This is a genomic window from Telluria sp. RT2P19 (genome assembly GCF_059685725.1).
In genome coordinates this window covers 242,901-264,236 of sequence record NZ_JCASIL010000002.1, presented here as the reverse complement: position 1 = coordinate 264,236, position 21,336 = coordinate 242,901, and the positions used below count along the sequence as shown (strand labels likewise).

At 65.6% G+C, this 21,336-nt stretch carries 15 protein-coding genes; 8 read left to right on the top strand and 7 right to left on the bottom strand.

From position 1 onward, the window contains the following. Nucleotides 1-16 precede the first annotated feature (16 nt). Both AC56KW_RS03325 and AC56KW_RS03320 read right to left on the bottom strand, forming a co-directional pair. Entirely contained in the window at nucleotides 17-1,006 is a 990-nt protein-coding gene (locus AC56KW_RS03325; protein ID WP_497169304.1) for a cation diffusion facilitator family transporter, read from the bottom strand. Further along, nucleotides 1,003-1,335: an ArsR/SmtB family transcription factor gene (locus AC56KW_RS03320; protein ID WP_497169495.1), complete on the bottom strand. Its 333-nt coding sequence runs from the start codon at nucleotides 1,333-1,335 to the stop codon at nucleotides 1,003-1,005. Before AC56KW_RS03320 ends, AC56KW_RS03325 begins: the two co-directional genes overlap by 4 nt. A 160-nt stretch (nucleotides 1,336-1,495) precedes the next feature. On the opposite strand from AC56KW_RS03320, the gene fdhD reads away from it, so the two are divergent. Next, complete coding sequence (gene fdhD, locus AC56KW_RS03315) at nucleotides 1,496-2,386, top strand: formate dehydrogenase accessory sulfurtransferase FdhD (RefSeq protein ID WP_497169303.1); 891 nt, start codon at nucleotides 1,496-1,498, stop codon at nucleotides 2,384-2,386. On the opposite strand, the gene AC56KW_RS03310 is transcribed toward fdhD, so the two are convergent. Genes AC56KW_RS03310 through AC56KW_RS03300 form a run of 3 tightly spaced genes read right to left on the bottom strand, consistent with a single transcriptional unit; the run spans nucleotide 2,383 to nucleotide 6,673 of the window. Further along, a complete protein-coding gene (locus AC56KW_RS03310) occupies nucleotides 2,383-5,226 on the bottom strand; it encodes a M16 family metallopeptidase (protein ID WP_497169302.1) in 2,844 nt (947 codons plus the stop codon). The two genes, fdhD and AC56KW_RS03310, sit on opposite strands and share 4 nt — an antisense overlap. 14 nt (nucleotides 5,227-5,240) lie before the next feature. After that, nucleotides 5,241-6,182 (bottom strand): metallophosphoesterase family protein, encoded by a 942-nt coding sequence (locus AC56KW_RS03305; RefSeq protein WP_497169301.1) that lies wholly within the window; start codon nucleotides 6,180-6,182, stop codon nucleotides 5,241-5,243. An 8-nt stretch (nucleotides 6,183-6,190) separates the two neighbouring features. Beyond that, nucleotides 6,191-6,673, bottom strand: a complete 483-nt coding sequence (locus AC56KW_RS03300; RefSeq protein ID WP_497169300.1) for a CinA family protein — start codon at nucleotides 6,671-6,673, stop codon at nucleotides 6,191-6,193. A gap of 314 nt (nucleotides 6,674-6,987) precedes the next feature. On the opposite strand from AC56KW_RS03300, the gene AC56KW_RS03295 reads away from it, so the two are divergent. Both AC56KW_RS03295 and AC56KW_RS03290 read left to right on the top strand, forming a co-directional pair. After that, on the top strand, nucleotides 6,988-9,033 hold the full coding sequence (locus AC56KW_RS03295; RefSeq protein ID WP_497169299.1) for a sensor histidine kinase, YfiR-like protein-associated: 2,046 nt from the start codon (nucleotides 6,988-6,990) through the stop codon (nucleotides 9,031-9,033). Then, entirely contained in the window at nucleotides 9,030-11,642 is a 2,613-nt protein-coding gene (locus AC56KW_RS03290; protein ID WP_497169298.1) for an EAL domain-containing protein, read from the top strand. Before AC56KW_RS03295 ends, AC56KW_RS03290 begins: the two co-directional genes overlap by 4 nt. 190 nt (nucleotides 11,643-11,832) lie before the next feature. Here the strand turns inward: AC56KW_RS03290 and AC56KW_RS03285 are convergent, their stop codons facing one another. Then, the gene (locus tag AC56KW_RS03285; protein WP_497169297.1) at nucleotides 11,833-12,996 is read right to left on the bottom strand and encodes an acyltransferase family protein; all 1,164 of its coding nucleotides are present in this window, start codon (nucleotides 12,994-12,996) and stop codon (nucleotides 11,833-11,835) included. Nucleotides 12,997-13,223: 227 nt separating this feature from the next. Beyond that, nucleotides 13,224-14,192 (bottom strand): thiamine-phosphate kinase, encoded by a 969-nt coding sequence (gene thiL, locus AC56KW_RS03280; protein ID WP_497169296.1) that lies wholly within the window; start codon nucleotides 14,190-14,192, stop codon nucleotides 13,224-13,226. A gap of 136 nt (nucleotides 14,193-14,328) precedes the next feature. On the opposite strand from thiL, the gene AC56KW_RS03275 reads away from it, so the two are divergent. The 5 genes from AC56KW_RS03275 to AC56KW_RS03255 all read left to right on the top strand — a co-directional run bounded on the left by AC56KW_RS03275 (nucleotide 14,329) and on the right by AC56KW_RS03255 (nucleotide 21,277). Then, a complete protein-coding gene (locus AC56KW_RS03275; RefSeq protein ID WP_497169295.1) occupies nucleotides 14,329-16,641 on the top strand; it encodes an NADP-dependent malic enzyme in 2,313 nt (770 codons plus the stop codon). A 313-nt stretch (nucleotides 16,642-16,954) separates the two neighbouring features. Next, nucleotides 16,955-17,995 carry a GDP-mannose 4,6-dehydratase gene (gmd, locus tag AC56KW_RS03270; RefSeq protein WP_497169294.1) on the top strand — a complete coding sequence of 347 codons (1,041 nt, stop codon included), beginning with the start codon at nucleotides 16,955-16,957 and terminating at the stop codon, nucleotides 17,993-17,995. A gap of 1 nt (nucleotide 17,996) precedes the next feature. Beyond that, nucleotides 17,997-18,959, top strand: coding sequence for a GDP-mannose 4,6-dehydratase (locus AC56KW_RS03265; RefSeq protein WP_497169293.1), 963 nt, complete (start codon nucleotides 17,997-17,999; stop codon nucleotides 18,957-18,959). Next, nucleotides 18,956-20,095 carry a glycosyltransferase family 4 protein gene (locus AC56KW_RS03260; RefSeq protein ID WP_497169292.1) on the top strand — a complete coding sequence of 380 codons (1,140 nt, stop codon included), beginning with the start codon at nucleotides 18,956-18,958 and terminating at the stop codon, nucleotides 20,093-20,095. The genes AC56KW_RS03265 and AC56KW_RS03260 overlap by 4 nt, the downstream gene beginning before the upstream one ends. Before the next feature lie 12 nt (nucleotides 20,096-20,107). Continuing rightward, a complete protein-coding gene (locus AC56KW_RS03255) occupies nucleotides 20,108-21,277 on the top strand; it encodes a glycosyltransferase family 4 protein (protein WP_497169291.1) in 1,170 nt (389 codons plus the stop codon). Nucleotides 21,278-21,336 lie beyond the last annotated feature (59 nt).

Sequence of the window (21,336 nt, the reverse complement as noted above, 5' to 3'; positions counted from 1 at the left end):
CTACCGGGGCAGGCGCTTACTGCGCATGTCCCTGCAGCGTGCAATGGTGATGGATCGTCCCCTGTTCCACCTGCAGCGTGCAGTGGTGGATCGCATACTCGTCGCGCAGCGTGTGCTCGATCGCGTCGAGCGTCGCATCTCCAGGGTAACCGCCCGGGATCACCAGGTGGGCGGTGAGCGCGGTCTCGGTCGTGCTCATGGCCCAGATGTGCAGGTCATGGACTTCGGTCACGCCGGGCCGGCTGGCCAGGAAGGACTTGACCTTGTCCGCGTCCACGTTCGGCGGCACCGCCGCCATCGACAGTTGCACCGATTCGCGCAGCAGCGACCAGGTGCCGATCACGATCACCACCACGATCACCAGGCTCACGATCGGATCGATCCAGGTCCAGCCCGAGTACATGATCGCCAGGCCCGATATCACCACGCCCAGCGATAGCGCCGCGTCGGCCGCCATGTGCAGGTAGGCGCCGCGGATATTCAGGTCGCCCTTGCTGCCGGCCAGGAACAGCCAGGCCGAGAAGCCGTTGATCACGACCCCGATGGCGGCCACGATCGACACCGTGGCGCCGGCGACGGGCGCCGGTTCGGCGATGCGCTGCACCGCTTCCCAGGCGATGGCGCCACAGGCCACCATCAGGAGCAGGCCATTGCCGAGCGCCGCCAGAATCGACGAACCGCGCAAGCCGTAGGTATAGCGGCCCTTGGGGACGCTCTTGGCCAGCACGGCCGCGCCCCAGGCGAGCACCAGGCCCAGCACATCGGACAGGTTGTGGCCGGCGTCGGCCATCAGCGCGGTGGAGTGCGCGATAAAGCCGTAGGTGAACTCGACGATGACGAAGGCCAGGTTCAGGCCGATGGCCAGCGCGAAGGCGCGGCCATGGCCATCGGGCGAGGGCAGGTGGTGATGGTGGTGGTGGCCGAAGCCATGCGAATGGCCATGGTCGTGATGATCGTGACCATGATCGTGCGCATGCTTGTGGTCGTGTGCGTGGTCTTGGCTCATGCGTCCATTCCGTTGGCGGGTTCGGCGATGTGCTCGAACATGGTGGAGAGCAGGCTGCTGATGTGGGCGTCGGCGGCCGAATAGAAGACTTGCTTGCCCTGGCGCTCGGCCTTGACGATGCGGGCCGCGCGCAACAGGCGCAGGTGGTGGCTGACCAGGGAACTCGACAGCGCCAGGCCGGTTGCGATCTCGCCCACCGCCGTCGGCTGGGCCAGGCAGGCCAGCACGATGCGCAGCCGGGTGGGATCACCCAGCAGGTGGAACAGATCGGCCAGCTGGCCGATCGCTTCCTCGGGCGGCGGGGCGATGGCTTGGGCTGCCGGATGCACGCGGGCGTGTTCGATGGTTGGCTTCAAGGTCGGCTTAAAATCTAACATATGAATAGGTGTTCATATGTTAGGTCAAAAATCTGCGCCGGGCAAGCACGGCCTGCCGAAATCGCCGATTTCGATAATCGTCCTAGAATAGTCCCGAGCCAAGGGAGCGGAGATGACAGGGAAAGACATACCAGGAGTCGGACGGTACGGCGCCGAGCCGGGCGCAGGCACGACGACGACCGCGCGATCCTGCCCGGTCGTGCGCATGCGCGCCGACGTCCTCACCCGGGTCGAGGACATGGTGGCCGACGAAACGCCGGTCGCCCTGGTCTACAACGGCATCTCGCATGCGGTGATGATGGCGACGCCGGCCGAGCTCGAAGAATTCGCGCTCGGCTTTTCACTGAGCGAGGGCATCATCGCCCGCGCCGCCGACTGCTACGGCATCGAGGTCGAAGACGGCGCGGAGGGCATTACCGTGCAGCTCGAGATCGCCGGCGCCGCCTTCATGGCGCTCAAGGAACGCCGGCGCAGCATGGCCGGCCGCACCGGCTGCGGACTGTGCGGCGTGGACAGCCTGCGCCAGGTGCGCCGCCCCTTGCCCACCCTGGCGCCGGCGCGCGGCCTGCATGCCGGCGGCGTGCGCCGCGCGCTGGCCGCCATCGGCGCCCGGCAGCAACTGACCCACCTGACCGGCGCCGCCCATGCCGCCGCCTGGTGCGGGATGGACGGCAGCCTGCGCCTGGTGCGCGAAGACATCGGCCGCCATAATGCGCTGGACAAGGTGATCGGCGCGATGGCGCAGGCAGGGGAGCGGCCCGCCGAGGGCTTCCTGCTCATCACGAGCCGGGTCAGCTTCGAGATGGCGCAAAAAGCGATCATGGCCGGCGTGCCGGCGCTGGTCGGCATGTCGGCGCCGACGACGGCCGCGATCGCCCTGGCCGAGCAGGCCGGCATGACCTTGCTGGCCTTTGCGCGCGGCCGCGATTTCGTGTGCTACGCGCATCCCGGCGCGATGGACATGGCCGGCGAGGACGAGCGGCTGGCCCGCCCGTTCGCCTAGCGCTTCTTCTTTTTCGCGGTCACCGGCGCCAGCTGGCCGTCAGCGTCGCGCAGCTCCGGCTGGCCCAGGCCGAGCTTGTGCAGCTGCGGCAGGATCTTGCGCCGCTCGCCGACGGCCACCACGATCATCTTGTCGGGGTCGAGGTAACGCCGCGCCACGTCCTGCACGTCTTCCACGCCGACTTCGGCCAGCCCCCGCGCCAGCTTGTCGTAATAATCAGGCGCCAGTCCGTAGACGAACAACTCGGTCAGGCTGGCGCCGATGTCGGCATTGGTCTCGAACTGGCCCGGCAGCGACAGCAGCTGGGCGTTGCGCGCCGCCGTCAATTCGGCGCTGGACAAGGGCTGCTCGCGCATGGCGGCGATCTCGCGCAGGATCTCGCGCACCGATGCGCCGGTGGCGTCCTGCTGCACGCTGGCCTCGACCGAGAACGGCGCCGGCGCGCGGTCGTAGTCGAAGTGCGAGTAGATGCCGTAGGTGTACCCCTTGGTCTCGCGCAGGTTGTGGTTCAGGCGGCTCGAGAACATGCCGCCCAGCGCGCCGTTCATCACCTGCAGGGCCGGGAAGTCGGGCGTGTCGCGGCTGGGGCCCATGCAGGCCACCTGCAGCGCGGTCTGCGTTGCGTCGGGCTGGTCGACGATGACCAGGCGCGCCTGCGTGGGGCGTGTCTCGATCGGAGCGAGCGTTGGCGCGTCAGACGCCGGCCAGGCGCCGAACTGCGCCTGGGCCAGCGCTTCCAGCTCGGCGCGCGTGATGTCGCCGGTCACCACCAGCGCCGCATTCGATGGGACGTAGTGCCGGCGCCAGAAGCCGGCGATGTCGTCACGCGTGGTGGCGCGGATCGCCGGCGCCAGGCCCAGCTGGCCATAGGCCTTCGGATGCGCGCTGCCGAACAGGGCGCCCGCCGCCGCCAGCGCCGCCACCGTTTCCGGATCGTCGCGCTGCTGGGTCAGGGAACCCAGGCGATCCGCCCGCTGGCGCTCGATCTCGGCCGCCGGGAACGAGGGGTGCTGGACGATGTCGGCCACCACCTCGAGCGCGCGGGCGAAGGTCGAACGCAGCGCCAGCAGCGAGACCGTCGAGACGTCATCGCTGCTGCCGGTATCCATGAAGGCGCCCAGCTGCGCGATCTCGTCCGCGATCTGCGGCGCGCTGCGCGTGGCCGTGCCTTCTTCCAGCATCTGGGCGGTGAATCCGGCCAGGCCAGGCAGGCTGGCCGGATTCGCCGCGCCGCCGCTCTTGACCACCAACTGGCTCGAGACCAGCGGCAGCGCCGGATTGTGGTGGTGGATCACGGTCAGGCCGTTCGCGAGCCTGAATGTGTCCCCGCGCGGCAGCACGACTTGCGGCGTGGGGCCGGCCACGGGCGGCGTCGCGCGCCACGGTTCGGGCTCGTTGAGCGCGATGTGCGCGGTGTGCGCGGCGGCCGCCGGCGCCGGCTTGGCTTGCCTGGGCGTGCGTGGATCGTCGATCCTCGGCTTGCCGGGAACGCCGGTCACCACGGCGCGCGCATCTGGCTTGAGCCAGGCCTGCACGGCGCGCTGGACGGCGGCGGCATCGATGCGCCGCAGCCGCGCCAGGTCTTGTTCCAGGTAGCCCGGGTCGCCCGTGTACAGGTTGTAGTGGTTGAGCTGCTCGGCCAGGCCGTCGCCGCCGAGTTTTTCGAGCGACGCCAGCAGGGCGGTCTCGAGGCTGTTGCGGGCGCGTTCGACTTCGTGCTCGAACGGACCTTCCTTGCGCAGCCGTTCCAGCTCGGCGTCGATCGCCGCTTCCAGTTCCTGCGGCGTGTGGCCGGCGCGCGCGGTGACGTCGACCACGAAGGTCGAGGCCAGGCCGAGCGAGGTCTGGGTGCTCGACACGTCCTGCGCGATCTGGCGTTCGTACACCAGCGATTGATAGAGGCGGCTCGACTTGCCGCCGCCGAGGATGGTCGCGGCCACCGCCAGCTCGGCGTCGTCCGGCTGGTAGGCGGCCGGCGTCAGCCAGCCCATGAACACGCGCGGCAGCTCGACCCGGTCGCGCACCACGACCCGGCGCTCGGCCGTGATCGGCGGCGTCACGATCCTGGGACGCACCACGTCCGGCCCACGGCGCAGGCCGCCGAAATAACGCGTGACCAGTTCGCGTGTCCTGGCCTTGTCGATATCGCCGGCGATCACCAGGCTGGCATTATTGGGGCCATAGTAGTCGGTGAAGAAGGTGCGCACGTCTTCGAGCCGCGCGCCCTGGATGTCGGCGTGCGAACCGATGATCGAGGCCGCATATGGATGGCCCTTGGGGAACAGGGTCTGCAGCAGCGCTTCCTCGACGATGCCGTATGGTTCGCCCTCGACCGTCTGGCGCCGCTCGTTGCGCACCACGTCCTGCTGGTTGGTCAGGGCCTGCTGGTCGAGCACGTCCAGCAGGAAGCCCATGCGGTCGGCATGGACCCACAGCGCCAGCTCGAGCTGGTTGCTCGGCACCGTGTCGTAGTAGCTGGTGCTGTCGAAGCCGGTACCGCCGTTGCTGTCGGTCGCGCCCGCGCCTTCGAGCAGGCGGTCGGCCTCGCCGCGCGGGATGTGGCGGGTGGCGGCGAACATCATGTGCTCGAACAGGTGGGCGAAGCCCGTCAGGCCGGGCGCCTCGTTGGCCGGGCCCACGTGGTACCACAGGTTGACGGCCACGATCGGCAGGCGCTTGTCCTCGACCAGGATCAGCTGCAGGCCGTTGGGCAGCACGGTTTTCTCGAAAGCGATCGACGGGACCGGCGCCGATGCCGGGGCGCGAGGCTGGTCCTGGGCCTGGCCGGCTGCTGACGCAGCGGCCAGCATCAGCGGGACCATCAGGGTGGGGATGTTCAAATATTCTCCGTAATTCAATGACAACTGCCGGTGCCGCGGTCGAGCGTCGCGCCGGCCGGCACCCGTTCGGGGTCGGCGGCCAGGAATTGCCACTCATAGCCGTTCGCCAGCAGCCGCAACCGCAGCACGCCGTCGAAGCTGGCTTCGCGCACCTCGCTATTATCCCGGATACGCAGGAAAGGCGTGGCGTAGGCGCCGCCGGTGCCGACCACGAACTGGCGCAGGCCGCGCGCGGGGTCTGGCCGGCCGTGGGCGTCCTGGGGCGCGAAACGCTCATAGTCGTGGTCGTGCCCGGACAGCACCAGCTCGGCGCCGGCCCGGTAGAGGATATCCCAGGCGTCGTGCAGGTGGCCCGGACCCCGGTGGCCGCCGGAACTGAAGCCGGGGTGGTGCCAGAAGGCGAGCGTACAAGAGGCGGTGCTGCTTGCCAGCTCGGCGCGCAGCCACGCCAGCTGGGCCGCGTGCCGTTCGCCCTTCAGGTTGCTGTTGAGCGAGACGATGTGCCAGGCGCCCAGCCGCAGGCCGTAGTAGCCGTGGCCGTCGACGCCGCGCGCACGGTCGCCGAAGTAATCGAAATAGGGTAGCGCATCCTTCGTGTTGTACTCATGGTTGCCGGGCGTCGGCCAGGTGCGGGCGCGCAAGCGTCCCCAGGTCGGGCCGTAGCAGTCGGCGAATTCGCGCGCCGTGCCGTTCGGATAGGTATGGTCGCCCAGGGTCAGCACGACGGCGCGCGGGTCGGCGCGCAGCGCCCATTCGACCAGGGTTGCGGTGGCGGCGGCGCCCGACCAGCGCGGGTCGGGATGCTTGCAGCGCGCGATGTCGCCGGCCGCATAGATGGTATGCACAGCGGTATGCACCGCGGTATGCGCCGTGGGTGCATCCGCCCGTGCGGCGGGCGGGCACAGGGCCAGCGACAGCAGGATGGCGCCCGCGACCGGGCCGGATGCTGGCGCCATCGCCCGCCTTATTCCACCAGGCGCAGGATGCCGCGTAGCGCGTGGGCGATGGATTGCTCGCGCACCGCGTGGCGGTCGCCCTGGAAAACCAGGCGTTCGGTATGGACATGGTCGCCGCGCGCCCAGCCGAAGCACACGGTGCCGATCGGCTTGCCGGGCACGGCGCCGGTCGGGCCGGCGATGCCGGTGGTCGAGACGCCGATGTCGGCATTGCTGTTGGCCACGGCGCCCGAGGCCATGGCCGCCGCCACCTCTTCGCTGACCGCGCCGAATTGCGCGATCACGGCGTCGGGCACGTCCAGCATCTCGTTCTTGGCGGTGTTCGAGTAAGTCACGAAGCCGCAGTCGAACCAGTCGCCCGAGCCGGGGATCTCGGTGAGCGCGTACGCGATGCCGCCGCCGGTGCAGGATTCGGCGGTGGCCAGCATCAGGTTCTTTGGCCCTAGGGTGTCGCTGACTTTCTGGGCAAGGTCGGTAAGTTCGTTCGTCACGTGGGTCTCCTTTGCAAGCCGCCGGCCGTGGCGAGTGCCACGTCGGGAAACCGGCCGGGCTTGTCCGCGTACGGATCATTCTAGCGCGCCGTGTCGGCGCACGACATGGCAAACATCCAAAAATGGCTACCCAAACGACAGGGGAACGTTTACAGTGCCAGCCGCATTGTCGTCGTGACAGCTCCCTGCCTGGAACCGGAAATGTTCCGTGCGACATGCGACACAAGCGTGCTGCTATGCTGGCAATGCCCGATTTCTCGATTTTGTTAGAATTTTTACATGCCGCGCATGCGTGAGCGGTCCGTGGAGGAAGCATGAGCCGCCAGCGCTCGATCCGCAAGAAGCTGGTGGCGGTGGTGATGACGACGACCTTCGTCGCTCTGCTGGTCTCGATCGCCATCGTGATCGCCTATGACCTGCGCAGCTACCACCGCGCCCTGGTAAACGATCTCTCGACGCAGGCCGAACTGGTTGGCCATATGACGTCCGCCGCCCTGAGCTTCGACGACCCGCGCCTGGCCAACGAAAATCTGGCGCTGCTGCGCACCAGCCCCCGGGTGCGCGCTGCCGCCATCTATGACGCGCAAGGCAAGCTGTTCGCGTCCTATGCCGCCGCCGGCGAACCCCGCCAGATTCCCGAGCGCCTGGACGCCGCCAGCCTGCCCCAGGGCGGCGACAACGACCTGGTGGTGCGCCAGCCGATCGTCGAGAATGGCGACACCGTCGGCACCGTCATACTGCGCGCCGAGAACCGCCTGCTGGCGCGCACCCTCGACTATCTCGCGATCGCCGCCGGAGTGACCCTGCTGGCGATGGCCATCGCCTACCTGTTGATGCGGCGCCTGGGCCGCGTGATCACGGCCCCGATCGTGGCGATCACGGAAATCGCGCGCGAAGTGGTGGCCACGCGCGATTATTCGCGCCGCGCGCCGCGTATCGGCGACGACGAGGCGGCCGAACTGGCCGATTCGTTCAACGCCATGCTGACCGAGATCGAGGGCCGCACCCGCGAGCTTGAAGACACCCACAGCACCATCCTGCGCGAGGCCCAGCAGCGTTCGCGCGCGCAGCAGGAAGTGATGCGCCTGAACGAGCAGCTCGAGCAGCGGGTCGACGAGCGCACCCTGCAGCTGGCGCTGGCCAACGCCGAACTGGCCAACGCCAACGAGGAGGCCAAGAGCGCCAACCAGGCCAAGTCGGCCTTCCTGTCCTCGATGAGCCACGAGCTGCGCACGCCGCTCAACGCGATCCTCGGCTTCGCCCAGATCCTGACTTCCGATACGCTGCCCTCGACCCTGGAGCAGAAAAAGGAATTCGCGCACCACATCCTCAAGTCGGGCCGCCACCTGCTCACCCTGATCAACGAGATCCTCGACCTGGCCAAGGTCGAATCGGGCACCGTCACGCTGTCGATGGAGCCGGTGGCACTCGCCGACATCCTGCTCGAGGTGCGTACCATGATCGAGCCGATCGCCGCTACCCGCAAGGTGCGCGCGCTGTTTCCGGCGGTGGACGGGGCGGTGGTGATGGCCGACCGCACGCGCCTGAAACAGGTGCTGCTCAACCTGCTGTCGAACGCCATCAAGTACAACCGCGAAGAAGGCGCGGTGGTGGTCACCTGCGAGCAGCCGTCCCTGGGGCGCCTGCGGCTGTCGGTGCAGGACACCGGCCACGGCCTGAATCCGGAACAGGTGGCCAGCCTGTTCCAGCCGTTCAATCGCCTGGGCCAGGAAGCCGGCGCCCAGGAAGGCACCGGCATCGGCCTGGTGGTGACCAAGCGCCTGGTGGAACTGATGGGCGGCGAGATCGGCGTCAGCAGCAGCCCCGGCGTCGGCAGCGTGTTCTGGATCGAACTGGACAGCACCGCGCCGCTGGCGTCGGCGCTGCCCGAGCGCGGCCCAGAGGCCGAGCGCGCACCCGCGGCCGTGCCCGAGGAATGCGAGCCGCACCTGCTGCTGTATGTCGAGGACAATCCGGCCAACCTGCGCCTGGTCGAAGAGATCGTGGCCTTCCGGCGCGACCTGCGCCTGCTGTCGGCCCCCGATGGCCACCTCGGCCTGCAGCTGGCCAAGGCGCATCGTCCCGAGGTCATCCTGATGGACCTGAACCTGCCCGGCATGAGCGGCTACGAGGTGTTGCGCCAGCTGCGCGCCGATCCCGAGACGACCTGGATCCCGGTGGTCGCGCTGACCGCCAACGCCATGCCGCGCGACATCGAGCGCGGGATGGCGGCAGGCTTCCACCGCTATCTCACCAAGCCGATCGACATCGAGAAATTCACTGAAGCGATCAACAGTACGTTGAGTACGCTGGCCCAGCAGCCCGCGATAGGCGCGCCGAAGGAAGGGAAGGACCAATGATTTCCCTGCCCGACATCCGGCGCGCGCGCATCCTCGTCGTCGACGACGAGCCGGTGAACGTGCAACTGCTCGAATACCTCCTCAAGACCACCGGCTACGAAAACGTCAGCTCGACCCACGACCCGCGCCAGGTGGTGGCGCTGCACCTCAAGCACCGCTTCGACCTGATCATCCTCGACCTGCACATGCCGGGCATGAACGGCTTCGACGTGATGGAGGCCCTGAAACCGCTGGAACGCGATTCCTGGCTACCGGTGCTGGTGGTGACGGCAGAGCCGGACAAGAAACTGGCGGCGCTCGAGGCGGGCGCGCGCGACTTCATCGGCAAGCCCTTCGACACGGTCGAGGTGATGACCCGCATCCGCAACCTGCTCGAGGTGCGCCTGCTGCACCGCGAGTCGCTCGACTACGGCAGCCAGCTGGAGCGCCAGGTGCGCGAGCGCACCGCCGAACTGGCGCGCTTTCGCGGCGCGATGGATGCCACCCCGGACGCCCTGTTCCTGATCGACACCGCCAGCATGGCGATGGTCGACGTCTCGGAAGGCGCCTGCCGCATGCTGGGCTTTTCGCGCGAGGCGCTGCTGCGCATCGATCCGGTCGCGCTGGGCCTGGCCACGCGCACCCAGCTCGAGCGCCTCCTGGGCGGCGGCGCCGCGCACGACGGCGAATCCGAGGCCGACATCGTCGAGACCGAGCTGTTGCGCGCCGGCGGCGAAGGCTCGGTGGCGGTCGAGATCAGCTGGAAGCTCCAGGAACCGGACGCGCGCCAGAGCGCCCAGCGCATGCTGATCGCGGTGGCGCGCGACATCAGCGAGCGCCTGCAGGCCCAGGAAAACCTGCGCCACGCAGCCAGCTACGACGCCCTGACCGGCCTGCCCAACCGCACCCTGTTCTTCGAAAACCTGCGCGACTCCATCGAGCTGGCCCAGGACAAGAACTGGCGCGTGGCGGTGCTGTGCATCACGCTCGACCGCTTCAAGGTGATCAACGACACCCTCGGCACGCGCGGCGGCGACGAGCTGCTGCGGCAGTTCAGCACGCGCCTGGTGCGCTGCGTGAAGGTACGCGATGCGGTGGGGCGCCTGGGCGGCGACGAGTTCGCGCTGATCCTCAGCATGCCGCGCGAACAGCAGGACGCGGTAAACATGGCCAACGACGTGCGCGACGCCCTGCGCCTGCCGTTCGACCTGCACGGCCAGCAGGCCGCGCTCACGGCCAGCATCGGCATCGCGATGTACCCGGACGACACGGTCGACGCCGGCGCGCTGGTCAAGTATGCCGACACCGCCATGGTGCGCGCCAAGGAGGCCGGCCGCGACGGCTACCGCTTCTTCACCGCCGGCATGAACGTGCAGGTGCTGGCGCGCCTGGACCTGGAACTGGCGCTGCGCGGCGCGCTCGAAGATTCCCAGTTCGTGCTGCACTACCAGCCCAAGATGGAATTGAACACCGGCCGCATCGCCGGCACCGAGGCGTTGCTGCGCTGGCACCGTCCCGGCTACGGCCTCGTGTATCCGGCCGAATTCGTGCCGGTGATGGAAGAGACGGGCCTGGTGGTGCGGGTCGGCGACTGGATCATCGACGAGGCTTGCCGCCAGATCGCGGCCTGGAACGCGGCCGGGGTGCGCGACGTGCGGGTCGCGGTGAACGTGTCGAGCCGTCAGTTCGTCGAGGGCGACCTCGAGGGCGTGGTCAAGGACGCGCTGGCGCGCCACGGCGTCGAGGCCGGGCTGCTCGAGCTGGAGCTGACCGAGAGCGCGCTGATGCAGAACGCCGAGCACACCACCGAAATCCTCACGCGCCTCAAGGCCTTGGGGATCCGGATCGCGATCGACGATTTCGGCACCGGCTACTCGAGCCTGGCCTACCTGAAGCGCTTCCCGATCGACAAGCTCAAGATCGACATCGCCTTCGTGCGCGACATCGTCAACAACCCGGACGACGCCGCGATCGCGCTGGCCATCATCAGCATGGCGCACAGCCTGCACATGCAGGTGATCGCCGAAGGCGTCGAGACCCGGGCCCAGATGGCCTACCTGCGGCGCCACCGCTGCGACCAGATCCAGGGCTTCTACTTTTCGCGCGCGTTGCCGGCCGACCAGCTGGCCGAGATGGTCGTCTCCAACCGCGCCAAGCCTGAAGACAAGCAGCCCGCCGACGACAAGGTGCAGACCCTGCTGATCGTCGACGACGACCCGAACGTGCTCACCGCGCTGCACCGCCTGTTCCGGCGCGACGGCTACCGCGTGCTGACGGCGTCCTCGCCGGCCGAGGGTTTCGATCTGCTGGCGCTGTACCGGGTGCACGTGATCCTGTGCGACCAGCGCATGCCGGTGATGAGCGGGACCGAATTCCTCAGCAAGGTCAAGGAGATGTACCCCGAGACCATCCGCATCATCCTGTCGGGCTACACCGGCGTGGAGTCGGTGCTCGATTCGATCAACCGCGGCGCGATCTACCGCTTCTACACCAAGCCGTGGGACGACCAGCAGCTGCGCGACAATATCCGCCTCGCGTTCCGGCACTACTGGATGACGTATGGGCCGTATGACGACCGCAAGGCGCCGCGCGAAGAAAACGCACAGGGTGAGATAGCCCAGCTTTCCTGAATTTCTTCTCACGGAAGGTGCCGCACTGAGCAGGCTGATGCCGAGTGTCAAAGGCAAGCCGGCTGAAACAGCCATATGTCGAGCGGTCGAACCAGAAAATGGAAAAGCAGACTGCTTCCCTCGTGTTTCCTCGAAAAATCAAGGCGTGTTCCGAAACAGTACAACATGAGGCATCGCCCCGGTTGTTGCGCTAAACGACAGTCGCTGCATCCGAAGTACTCAATGCAGTTGGCTGTGGTTTCTTCTTTGCCCAAGTTTTATTCAGATAATTCCTGGCAGGCGCCTCGATTAGATAATACGACACTATTCCGGCAGTTAATGCCAGGACAAAGGCCGTTGGCGCCGAGATTATTTCTTTATTCTTGAGAGCGAAAAATGGCTGCTGCCACAAATACAGCGAATAGGACCATAGTCCCAGCTTGCGGAGTCCTGTCGAGGAAAGCGCACGCAACATCCAGCCAGGTGCCTTATGAAGAATGTTGACAGTCAAGGCGAGCGCTCCCAGGCCGACCAGCATCTTTACCGAGTAGGGCGCACTGACGTTATAAGTGACAACGACAACTACCGGCAAGGCGTAAAAGACATATGGCGGAATCGCTCTGTTGATATTTCGCAGGCACAGAAGAAGAAATCCGGAAAAGAATATGCCAAATGCAGCAACTTCCGTATGTACGAATTTTTGGCCATAGACGAACGGCCCGTCGAACTTCGCTTCATACAAGGCAGCCATGAAAATGCAGCAGCACGACAGAACCCCCAGTACGATCAGCTGCTTGTCGATTTTACTCCGAAATAGAACGACAACTGCCGAGAGCAGAATATAGCTGTGTTCCTCCACTGACAGGGACCAGATATGATCAAAAGGGAGTGTGTCCTCGAATCCATCAGGGTAATAATTCCTGATGAGCGCTGTCGCGCCCAATGCCGCTTCCCAAGATACACGAAGTTCCAACATCAAGTGAAGCAGGATCGTCACTGCGATAAACACATACAGAGCCGGGAAGATCCTTGAAATGCGGCGCTTGTAGAATGTGGAAAGGGAGACTTTATGCAGAAAAAGTTGTTTTGCCATTAGAAATCCTGACAATACAAAAAAGAAATGCACACCCAGCGTTCCGGCAAATTCGATTCGCCAATACGGAACAAAATGCCCGATCAAAAGTAAAGATATCGCGACGCCCCGCCACCCGTCCAGGTAGTCCAACTGCTGACCGCTTAGCAAATGATCATTACCTGGCGTATCTGTGTGATGCACAGTTACCTCCCTCTGTAGTTCAGGCTGGTCCGAACAACTGCCGTTGATCTTGTCTGCGCCAACAGGAGGAAAAACGCACACCTGTCGCAGGTACGCCATTTGCTACAACGCCATTACTCAGGCATTAAGAGAGAAGTGTACTGACATAACTTATTTACAACAAGTTACATTTTTGCAACGCTGTGGGCTGTGGTCGGGAGAGTTGATTCCTACCAAGGGTCGGATGATGCTGAGCAAGAACACCATGGCGCAGCATGAGATTGACGACAGTCGTCCAACCGAAGATCATCTAGCGCCCATGTGGTGACATTGACAAGCCGCGCTCATCAGTCCACGCTGAAATGGTCCCAGCCCGTCAAGCCCAGGTCGAGCGGCGCGCCGTGCGCGTCGACCAGGCGCAGGCCGGGTGCGGCCTCGATCGTGCCGACCCGGGTGACCGGGGTGGCGGCCAGCGCCGCTGCTGCGATCACCGCTGCGCGCTGCTCGCCTGGGGCCGTGAAACAGAGTTCGTAGTCGTCGCCGCCTGCCGCCGTGAAGCGGCGCCGCAGCTGCTGGTCTTGCCGCGCCAGCACGGGCCCGGCCGGCAGGGCGTCGACGTCGAGCGTGGCGCCGACACCGGACGCCGCGAGGATGTGGCCGAGATCGCCCACCAGGCCGTCCGAGATATCGAGCGCGGCGTGCGCGCAGGGGGCCGCGGCCAGCGCCAGGCCCAGGGCCACGCGCGGGGTGGGCATGTGCAAGCGCAGCGCCGCCTGCGCATGCTCACGGGGATCGAGGTCGACCTCTTTCCAATAGCCGGCCAGCGCCAGGCGCGCATCGCCCAGCGTGCCCGAGATCCAGATATCGTCGCCCGGCCGCGCCGCCGACCGCCGCAGCGCGTGACCCGGCGCCAGTTCGCCGAACACGGTGATGCAGATATTGAGCGGCCCCTTGGTGGTATCACCGCCGATCAATTCGCAGTCATGCGCGTCGGCCAGCGCGAACAGGCCACGCGAAAAGCCTTCCAGCCATGCCGGATCGGCCAGCGGCAGCGCCAGGGCCAAGGTAAAAGCAACCGGCCGGGCGCCCATCGCCGCCAGGTCGGACAGGTTCACGGCCAAGGCCTTGTGGCCCAGCATGACTGGATCGGCGCCGGCGAAAAAGTGACGGTCTTCGACCAGCATGTCGGACGAAATGGCGATCTGGCGGCCAGGCATGGGCGTGAGCAGGGCGCAGTCGTCGCCGATGCCCAGGGTTGCGCGTCCAGGGCGTTCGCGCTTGAAGTAGCGCTTGATGAGGTCGAATTCGGAAAGCATGCGGCGATTGTACAGCCCCAGGAAATGCTGCACCTGCACATAACTGGCAGGCAGAATGGTAAAAATACGTAGCCATTGACAACTTGCTGTCTGATAGAATCAGAGACCCCGATTTGCTTCAGGAAGGCTGCCCAGCATGGATTCGTCATCTGACAAAAAAGAAGAATTACGTCAGCAACTGCGTCAAGCAGCGCTCGAGTATCACCAGTTTCCCCGTCCCGGCAAGATCAGCGTGGCGCCCACGAAGGGCCTGCTGAACCAGCGCGACCTCGCGCTGGCCTATTCGCCGGGTGTGGCCGCGCCTTGCGAAGAGATCGTCAAGGACCCGGCCAACGCCTACAAATACACTGCCCGCGGCAACCTGGTCGCCGTGATCTCGAACGGCACTGCCGTGCTGGGCCTGGGCAATATCGGCCCGCTGGCGTCGAAGCCGGTCATGGAAGGCAAGGGCGTGCTGTTCAAGAAGTTCGCCGCGATCGACGTGTTCGACATCGAGATCAACGAGACCGATCCCGATAAACTGGTCGATATCATCGCCGCGCTCGAGCCGACTTTCGGCGGCGTGAACCTCGAAGACATCAAGGCGCCCGAGTGCTTCTACATCGAGCGCAAACTGCGCGAGCGGATGAAGATCCCGGTCTTCCACGACGACCAGCACGGCACCGCGATCATCGTCGGCGCCGCCATCCTGAATGGCCTGAAGGTCGTCGGCAAGAATCTCAAGGAATGCAAACTGGTAGTCTCCGGCGCCGGCGCGGCCGCGCTGGCCTGCCTCGACCTGATCGTCGACCTGGGATTCCCGATCGAAAACATCTTCGTGACCGACCTGGCCGGCGTGGTCTATAAAGGCCGCGTCGAGCTGATGGACCCGGACAAGGAACGCTTCGCGCAAGATACCGAGCACCGCTCGCTGGCCGACGTCATTCCCGGCGCCGACATCTTCCTGGGCCTGTCCGCCGGCGGCGTGCTGAAACAGGACATGGTCGCCAAGATGGGGCCGAACCCGCTGATCCTGGCGCTGGCCAATCCGAATCCGGAAATCCTTCCTGAAGACGCCAAGGCGGTGCGCGGCGACGCCATCATCGCCACCGGCCGTTCGGACTATCCGAACCAGGTCAACAACGTCCTGTGCTTCCCTTATATGTTCCGCGGCGCCCTGGACTGCGGCGCGACCACCATCACGCGCGAAATGGAAATCGCCGTGGTGCATGCGATCGCCGACCTGGCCCATGCCGAGCAGTCGGACATCGTGGCCTCGGCCTACGGCATCTCGAACCTGTCGTTCGGTCCGGAATACCTGATCCCGATGCCGTTCGACCCGCGCCTCCTGACCCATATCGCGCCGGCCGTGGCCAAGGCCGCGATGGATGGCGGCGTCGCCACCCGTCCGATCGACGACCTGGAAGCCTACGCCGAAACCCTGCAGCAGTTCGTGTACCGCAGCGGCACCTTCATGAAGCCGCTGTTCACGGTGGCCAAGGCGGCGCCCGCGGAACTGAAACGCATCGTCTACGCCGAGGGCGAGGACGAGCGCGTGCTGCGCGCGGTGCAGGTGGTGGTCGACGAGAAGCTGGCGCGCCCGATCCTGGTCGGCCGTCCGGCGGTGCTGGAGCAGCGCATCGAGAAGTTCGGCCTGCGCCTCAAGCTGGGCGAGCACTTCGACGTGATCAACCCCGATTTCGACGAGCGCTACCGCGACTACTGGACCACCTATCACCAGATGACGATGCGCAAGGGCGTGACGCCGGACCTGGCCCGGCTCAAGATGCGCCGCCGTCATACGCTGATCGGCGCCATGATGATCCACAAGGGCGAAGCCGACGGCATGATCTGCGGCACCTACGGCACCACCCAGAACCACCTGGAATTCATCGACCAGGTGCTGGGCAAGCGCGCCGGCGCCAATGTTTACGCGGCGATGAACTTCATCATCACGCCGGAACGCCAGCTGGCCATGGTCGATACCCACGTCAACGAGAACCCGAACGCCGAGCAGCTGGCCGAGATCACGATCATGGCGGCCGAGGAAATGGAGCGCTTCGGCATCGCGCCGCGCGCGGCCCTGCTGTCGCACTCGAACTTCGGCAGCGCCAATTCGGAATCGGCGCAAAAGATGCGCGCCGCCCTGGCCCTGGTGCAGCAGAAGAAGCCCGAGCTCGAAATCGACGGCGAGATGCACGGCGACGCCGCGCTCGACGCCAAGATGCGCGCCAAGATCATGCCGGAATCGACCCTCCAGGGCGACGCCAACCTGCTGGTGTTGCCGAATATCGACGCCGCCAATATCTCGTACAACCTGGTCAAGACGGCGGCCGGCAACGGCATCGCCATCGGTCCGGTCCTGCTCGGCTGCGCGCGCGCCGTGCACATCCTGACCCCGTCGGCCACGGTGCGCCGGATCGTCAATATGACGGCCCTTGCCGTCGTGGATGCGGTTTCCCAGCGGTAATTTAACCTGTTGGTACGCTACGCCTGACCCAGCGCTCCTGCGCTGCGTCAGGCGTTTTTGTCACCAGCTGTGCTGGAATGTCGTCGTTTGTCATCTCGCAAAGACACTGGTAACAATCCGTAAGCGAGAGTCGCAACGCGTCATTTTCGGGTCATAATGTCCAGATAAGTGTTGCTGTTATTGCACGACTGGGCTTGTCTTATGCTCAAGTGCAATCTGGCAAACCGACCTCCTCTGTTACAATCCTTGCTTGGCCGGGCTCGTCAGCTACGTCGTGGCGCCCGCAAGACCACCTTCTTATCCATCCAAGAACATGCAAAACAAACGAGCCCTCATTACCGGTATCACCGGCCAGGATGGCGCCTATTTGGCGCAGTTGCTCCTGGAAAAAGGCTATCACGTCACCGGCACCTACCGTCGCTCAAGCTCGGTCAATTTCTGGCGCATCGATGAACTCGGCATCACTTCGCATCCGAACCTGTCGCTGGTCGAATACGACCTGACCGACCTGGCCTCCAGCCTGCGCCTGATCGAAACCGCGCAGCCTGGCGAGGTGTACAACCTGGCGGCCCAGAGTTTCGTCGGCGTGTCCTTCGACCAGCCGCTGACCACCGCCTCGATTACCGGCCTGGGGGCCGTCAACCTGCTGGAAGCCATCCGCATCGTCAATCCGAAGATCCGCTTCTACCAGGCGTCGACCTCGGAAATGTTCGGCAAGGTGCAGGCCATCCCACAAAAAGAAGACACGCCGTTCTACCCGCGCAGCCCGTATGGCGTGGCCAAGCTGTACGCGCACTGGATGACCATCAACTACCGCGAGTCGTATGACATCTTCGGTTCCTCGGGCATCCTGTTCAACCACGAGTCGCCGTTGCGCGGCCGCGAGTTCGTGACGCGCAAGATCACCGATTCGGTGGCCAAGATCGTGCAGGGCAAGCTGGAGCTGCTCGAGCTGGGCAATATGGACGCCAAGCGCGACTGGGGCTTCGCCAAGGAATACGTCGAAGGCATGTGGCGCATGCTGCAGGCCGACAAGCCTGACACCTATGTGCTGGCGACCAACCGCACCGAGACCGTGCGCGACTTCGTCACCATGGCCTTCAAGGCCGCCGACGTCACCCTCGACTGGAGCGGCAGCGGCGAGCAGGAAGTCGCCCATTGCAGCAAGAGCGGCAAGCAGCTGGTGGGCGTGTCGCCCAAGTTCTACCGTCCGGCCGAAGTCGACCTGCTCATCGGCGACCCCGAGAAAGCCAAGCGCGAGCTGGGCTGGGAACCCAAGACCACGCTCGAAGAGCTGTGCCAGATGATGGTCGACGCCGACCTGCGTCGCAACGAACAGGGTTTCTCGTTCTGATATGACGCGCCTGGCCACGGAGGACGTTTCCGCTCTGGCGCATCGCGCGACGGAACGTGAAGGGGAGGGCCGCCGCGCCCTGATCACGGGCCTGCGCGGCTTCACCGGGCATTACCTGGCGCAGGAGCTGACGGCCGCGGGCTACCGCGTGTTCGGCACCGTGATGCCGGGCCAGGACACCGGACCCGATACGCATTCAGATATGTTCGCGGTCGACCTGTGCGACCGCGATGCGGTGGCCGCCATGGTCGCCGAGGCCAGGCCCGACGTCGTGGCCCACCTGGCCGGCATCGCCTTCGTCGGCCATGCCAATGTCGAGGCCATCTACCGCGTCAACGTGGTCGGCACGCGCAACCTGCTCGAAGCGCTCGCTGCCTCCCAGCAGCGCCCGACCAGCGTGCTGCTGGCCTCGTCGGCCAATATCTATGGCAATGCCGATGTGCCGGTGATCGACGAAAGCGTGCCGCCGGCGCCGGCCAACGACTACGCCGTCAGCAAGCTGGCAATGGAATACATGGCGCGCCTGTGGATGGACAAGCTGCCGATCACGATCGTGCGTCCATTTAACTACACGGGCGTCGGCCAGGCAGAGAATTTCTTGCTGCCCAAGATCGTCAACCACTTCCGCCGCAACGAAGCCCGCATCGAATTGGGCAACCTTGCCATCGCCCGCGATTTCTCCGACGTGCGCATGGTGGCGCGCAGCTATCGCCGCCTGCTGGCGGCGGCGCCCGCCGGCGAAGCCTTCAATGTCTGTTCCGGCACCCCGCACTCGCTGTCGAGCGTGATCGAGATGATGGGCGAGATCGCCGGGTACCGTATCGACGTGCAGGTGAACCCCGCCTTCGTGCGCGCCAACGACGTGCTACAACTGACTGGCAGCAATCGCAAGCTGAGCGCCGTGATCGGCGAGCTGGCGCCGACCCCGCTGCACGACACCCTGGATTGGATGTACAGGGCGTGAAACCCGCAGTCTTCAAGGTCGGGCTGGGGACTACCATGGTCGAGCCCGGCCTGACGGGCGGCCGGCTGGACGGCATCGGCGTCTATACCCGGGCCTTGATGCAGCACCTGCCCGCAACGGGCTGCGAGGTGGCGCCGTTTTCGTGGCCGCGTCCGCGCAAGGGCAGCACGGGTATCACCATTGGCCGGGCTTTCCCTCAATCCTTCGAGGCAGCGACCTTGCTGGACCTGGTGACGCCGGGTGCGCACCGGGTCCATATGCCGGCGGATATTTTCCACGTTACCGATTACCGCGTGGTGCGCATGGATTGCCCGGTAGTGGCCAGCCTGCACGATGCGCTGCCGATCAAGCACCCCGAATGGTGCAATCCGCGCCTGCGCAAGCTGAAAAACTGGCTGCAGGCCAAGGCGGCGCGCAAGGCCGACCATGTGATCGCGCTGTCGCATTTCGCCATCGCCGAACTGGTCGAGTGCTTCGGCATCGACGAACGGCGCGTCTCGGTGGTGCCTTGCGGCGTCGACGAGGAATGGCTCACGGCCGCCGCGCCGCAGGGGGTCGAGGCGACGCTGGCTTCCTATGGCCTGCAACCAGGCTATTTCTTGTTTGTTGGCACCCTGCAGCCGCGCAAGAACGTCGAGCGCCTGCTGGAAGCGTGGCTCGCGCTGCCGGCGCCCTTGCGTCGTGAACGCGGCCTGGTGATCGTCGGCGCCCCCGGCGCCCGCAGCGAGGCCCTGGTGGCGGCGCTGAAGGCGGCGCAGGGCGCGGGCGAGAACCTGGTCTGGCTGGATCGCCTGACCGATCATGGGCAATTGCGCCACCTGTACGCCGGCGCCGGCGTGTTCGTCTTTCCTTCGCTGTACGAGGGCTATGGCATTCCGGTCCTGGAAGCGTTCGCCTCGAATGTCCCGGTGGTGGCCGCCAACAAGACGTCGCTGCCCGAGGTGGCGGGCGATGCGGCGCTGCTGGTCGATCCGTTGTCAATCGGCGACATTGGCGACGCCATGCGCATACTGGCCACGGACAGTGTTGCGCGCACGCGCTGTATCGCCGCTGGACGCGCCCGTGCCGAACAACTGACATGGCAAAACACCGCACGCCTGACGGCGGCGGTGTACCGTGCCGTCCTTTCGCAGTAAGCTGAGATGATTATGCGTGTCCTTCATTTCTACAAGACCTATCACCCGGATTCGGTGGGTGGGGTCGAACAGGTGATCCGCCAGATGTGCGTGGGCACCGGCCGCCTCGGTGTGACCAATACCGTGCTGTCGCTGTCGCGCCAGGACAACCTGGTCCCGTTCGAGTTCGAAGGCCATATGGTGCACCGCGTGCCGCTCAATGCCGAAATCGCCTCCAACGCGATCTCGGTGCAGTCGATCGGCGCGCTGGCGCGCCTGGCGAAACAGGCCGACGTGGTGCACTACCACTTTCCGTGGCCGTTCATGGACCTGGCCCACTTCATGGCCCGGGTCGACAAGCCGACGGTCGTCACCTACCACTCCGACATCGTGCGCCAGCGCAACCTGCTGCGCCTGTACCAGCCGCTCAAGCACCGCTTCCTCAAAAGCGTCGATGCGATCGTCGCGACCTCACCCAATTACCTGGGTTCGTCGACCGTGCTGGCGCGGTACAGGGGAAAAACGACAGTGATTCCCTTCGGCCTTGACCGCGGCACCTATCCCCAGCCCGATCCCGACCGCCTGGCCTACTGGCGCGAGCGCGTGGGGCCGAAGTTCTTCCTGTTCGTGGGCGTGCTGCGCTACTACAAGGGGCTGCACATCCTGCTCGAGGCGGCGGCGGGCACCGACTATCCGATCGTGATCGTCGGCGCCGGGCCGATCGAGCAAGAGCTCAAGGAACAGGCCGCGCGCCTGGGCCTGTCGAACGTGATGTTCGTCGGCGCGATCGATGAGCCCGACAAGGCGGCGCTGCTGACACTGAGCTACGCCGTCGCCTTCCCGTCGCACCTGCGCTCGGAAGCCTTCGGCATCTCGCTGCTCGAAGGCGCGATGTACGGCAAACCGATGATCTCGAGCGAGATCGGCACCGGCACCACGTATATCAATATCGATGGCGACACCGGCCTGGTGGTGCCGCCGTCCGACGCCGAGGCGCTGCGCGCGGCGATGCGCACCTTGTGGGACAACCCCGAGCTGGCGCGCGCCATGGGGCGGCGCGCGGAGCAGCGCTTCGAAGAGCTGTTTACGTCGGAACAGATGGCGGCCAACTATACGGCGCTGTATCAAGAGCTGGCGGCAAGGCGTGCGCCCAAGGCCGTCGATGCAGTGGTCGAACAGCCAGGATCCGAGTTCATTCGCTGACGCCGGCACGTCGTCCCCGCGCAGTCCAAACCCAGGTAAGCGGGCGCTGTAGTACGGCC

What these genes read in the sequence shown, in the direction of transcription:
- AC56KW_RS03325 (WP_497169304.1), bottom strand. Translation starts at nt 1,006, where the DNA reads ATGAGCCAAGACCACGCACACGACCACAAGCATGCGCACGATCATGGT.
- fdhD (WP_497169303.1), top strand. Translation starts at nt 1,496, where the DNA reads ATGACAGGGAAAGACATACCAGGAGTCGGACGGTACGGCGCCGAGCCG.
- AC56KW_RS03305 (WP_497169301.1), bottom strand. Translation starts at nt 6,182, where the DNA reads ATGGCGCCAGCATCCGGCCCGGTCGCGGGCGCCATCCTGCTGTCGCTG.
- AC56KW_RS03295 (WP_497169299.1), top strand. Translation starts at nt 6,988, where the DNA reads ATGAGCCGCCAGCGCTCGATCCGCAAGAAGCTGGTGGCGGTGGTGATG.
- AC56KW_RS03290 (WP_497169298.1), top strand. Translation starts at nt 9,030, where the DNA reads ATGATTTCCCTGCCCGACATCCGGCGCGCGCGCATCCTCGTCGTCGAC.
- AC56KW_RS03285 (WP_497169297.1), bottom strand. Translation starts at nt 12,996, where the DNA reads ATGGCGTACCTGCGACAGGTGTGCGTTTTTCCTCCTGTTGGCGCAGAC.
- thiL (WP_497169296.1), bottom strand. Translation starts at nt 14,192, where the DNA reads ATGCTTTCCGAATTCGACCTCATCAAGCGCTACTTCAAGCGCGAACGC.
- AC56KW_RS03275 (WP_497169295.1), top strand. Translation starts at nt 14,329, where the DNA reads ATGGATTCGTCATCTGACAAAAAAGAAGAATTACGTCAGCAACTGCGT.
- gmd (WP_497169294.1), top strand. Translation starts at nt 16,955, where the DNA reads ATGCAAAACAAACGAGCCCTCATTACCGGTATCACCGGCCAGGATGGC.
- AC56KW_RS03265 (WP_497169293.1), top strand. Translation starts at nt 17,997, where the DNA reads ATGACGCGCCTGGCCACGGAGGACGTTTCCGCTCTGGCGCATCGCGCG.
- AC56KW_RS03255 (WP_497169291.1), top strand. Translation starts at nt 20,108, where the DNA reads ATGCGTGTCCTTCATTTCTACAAGACCTATCACCCGGATTCGGTGGGT.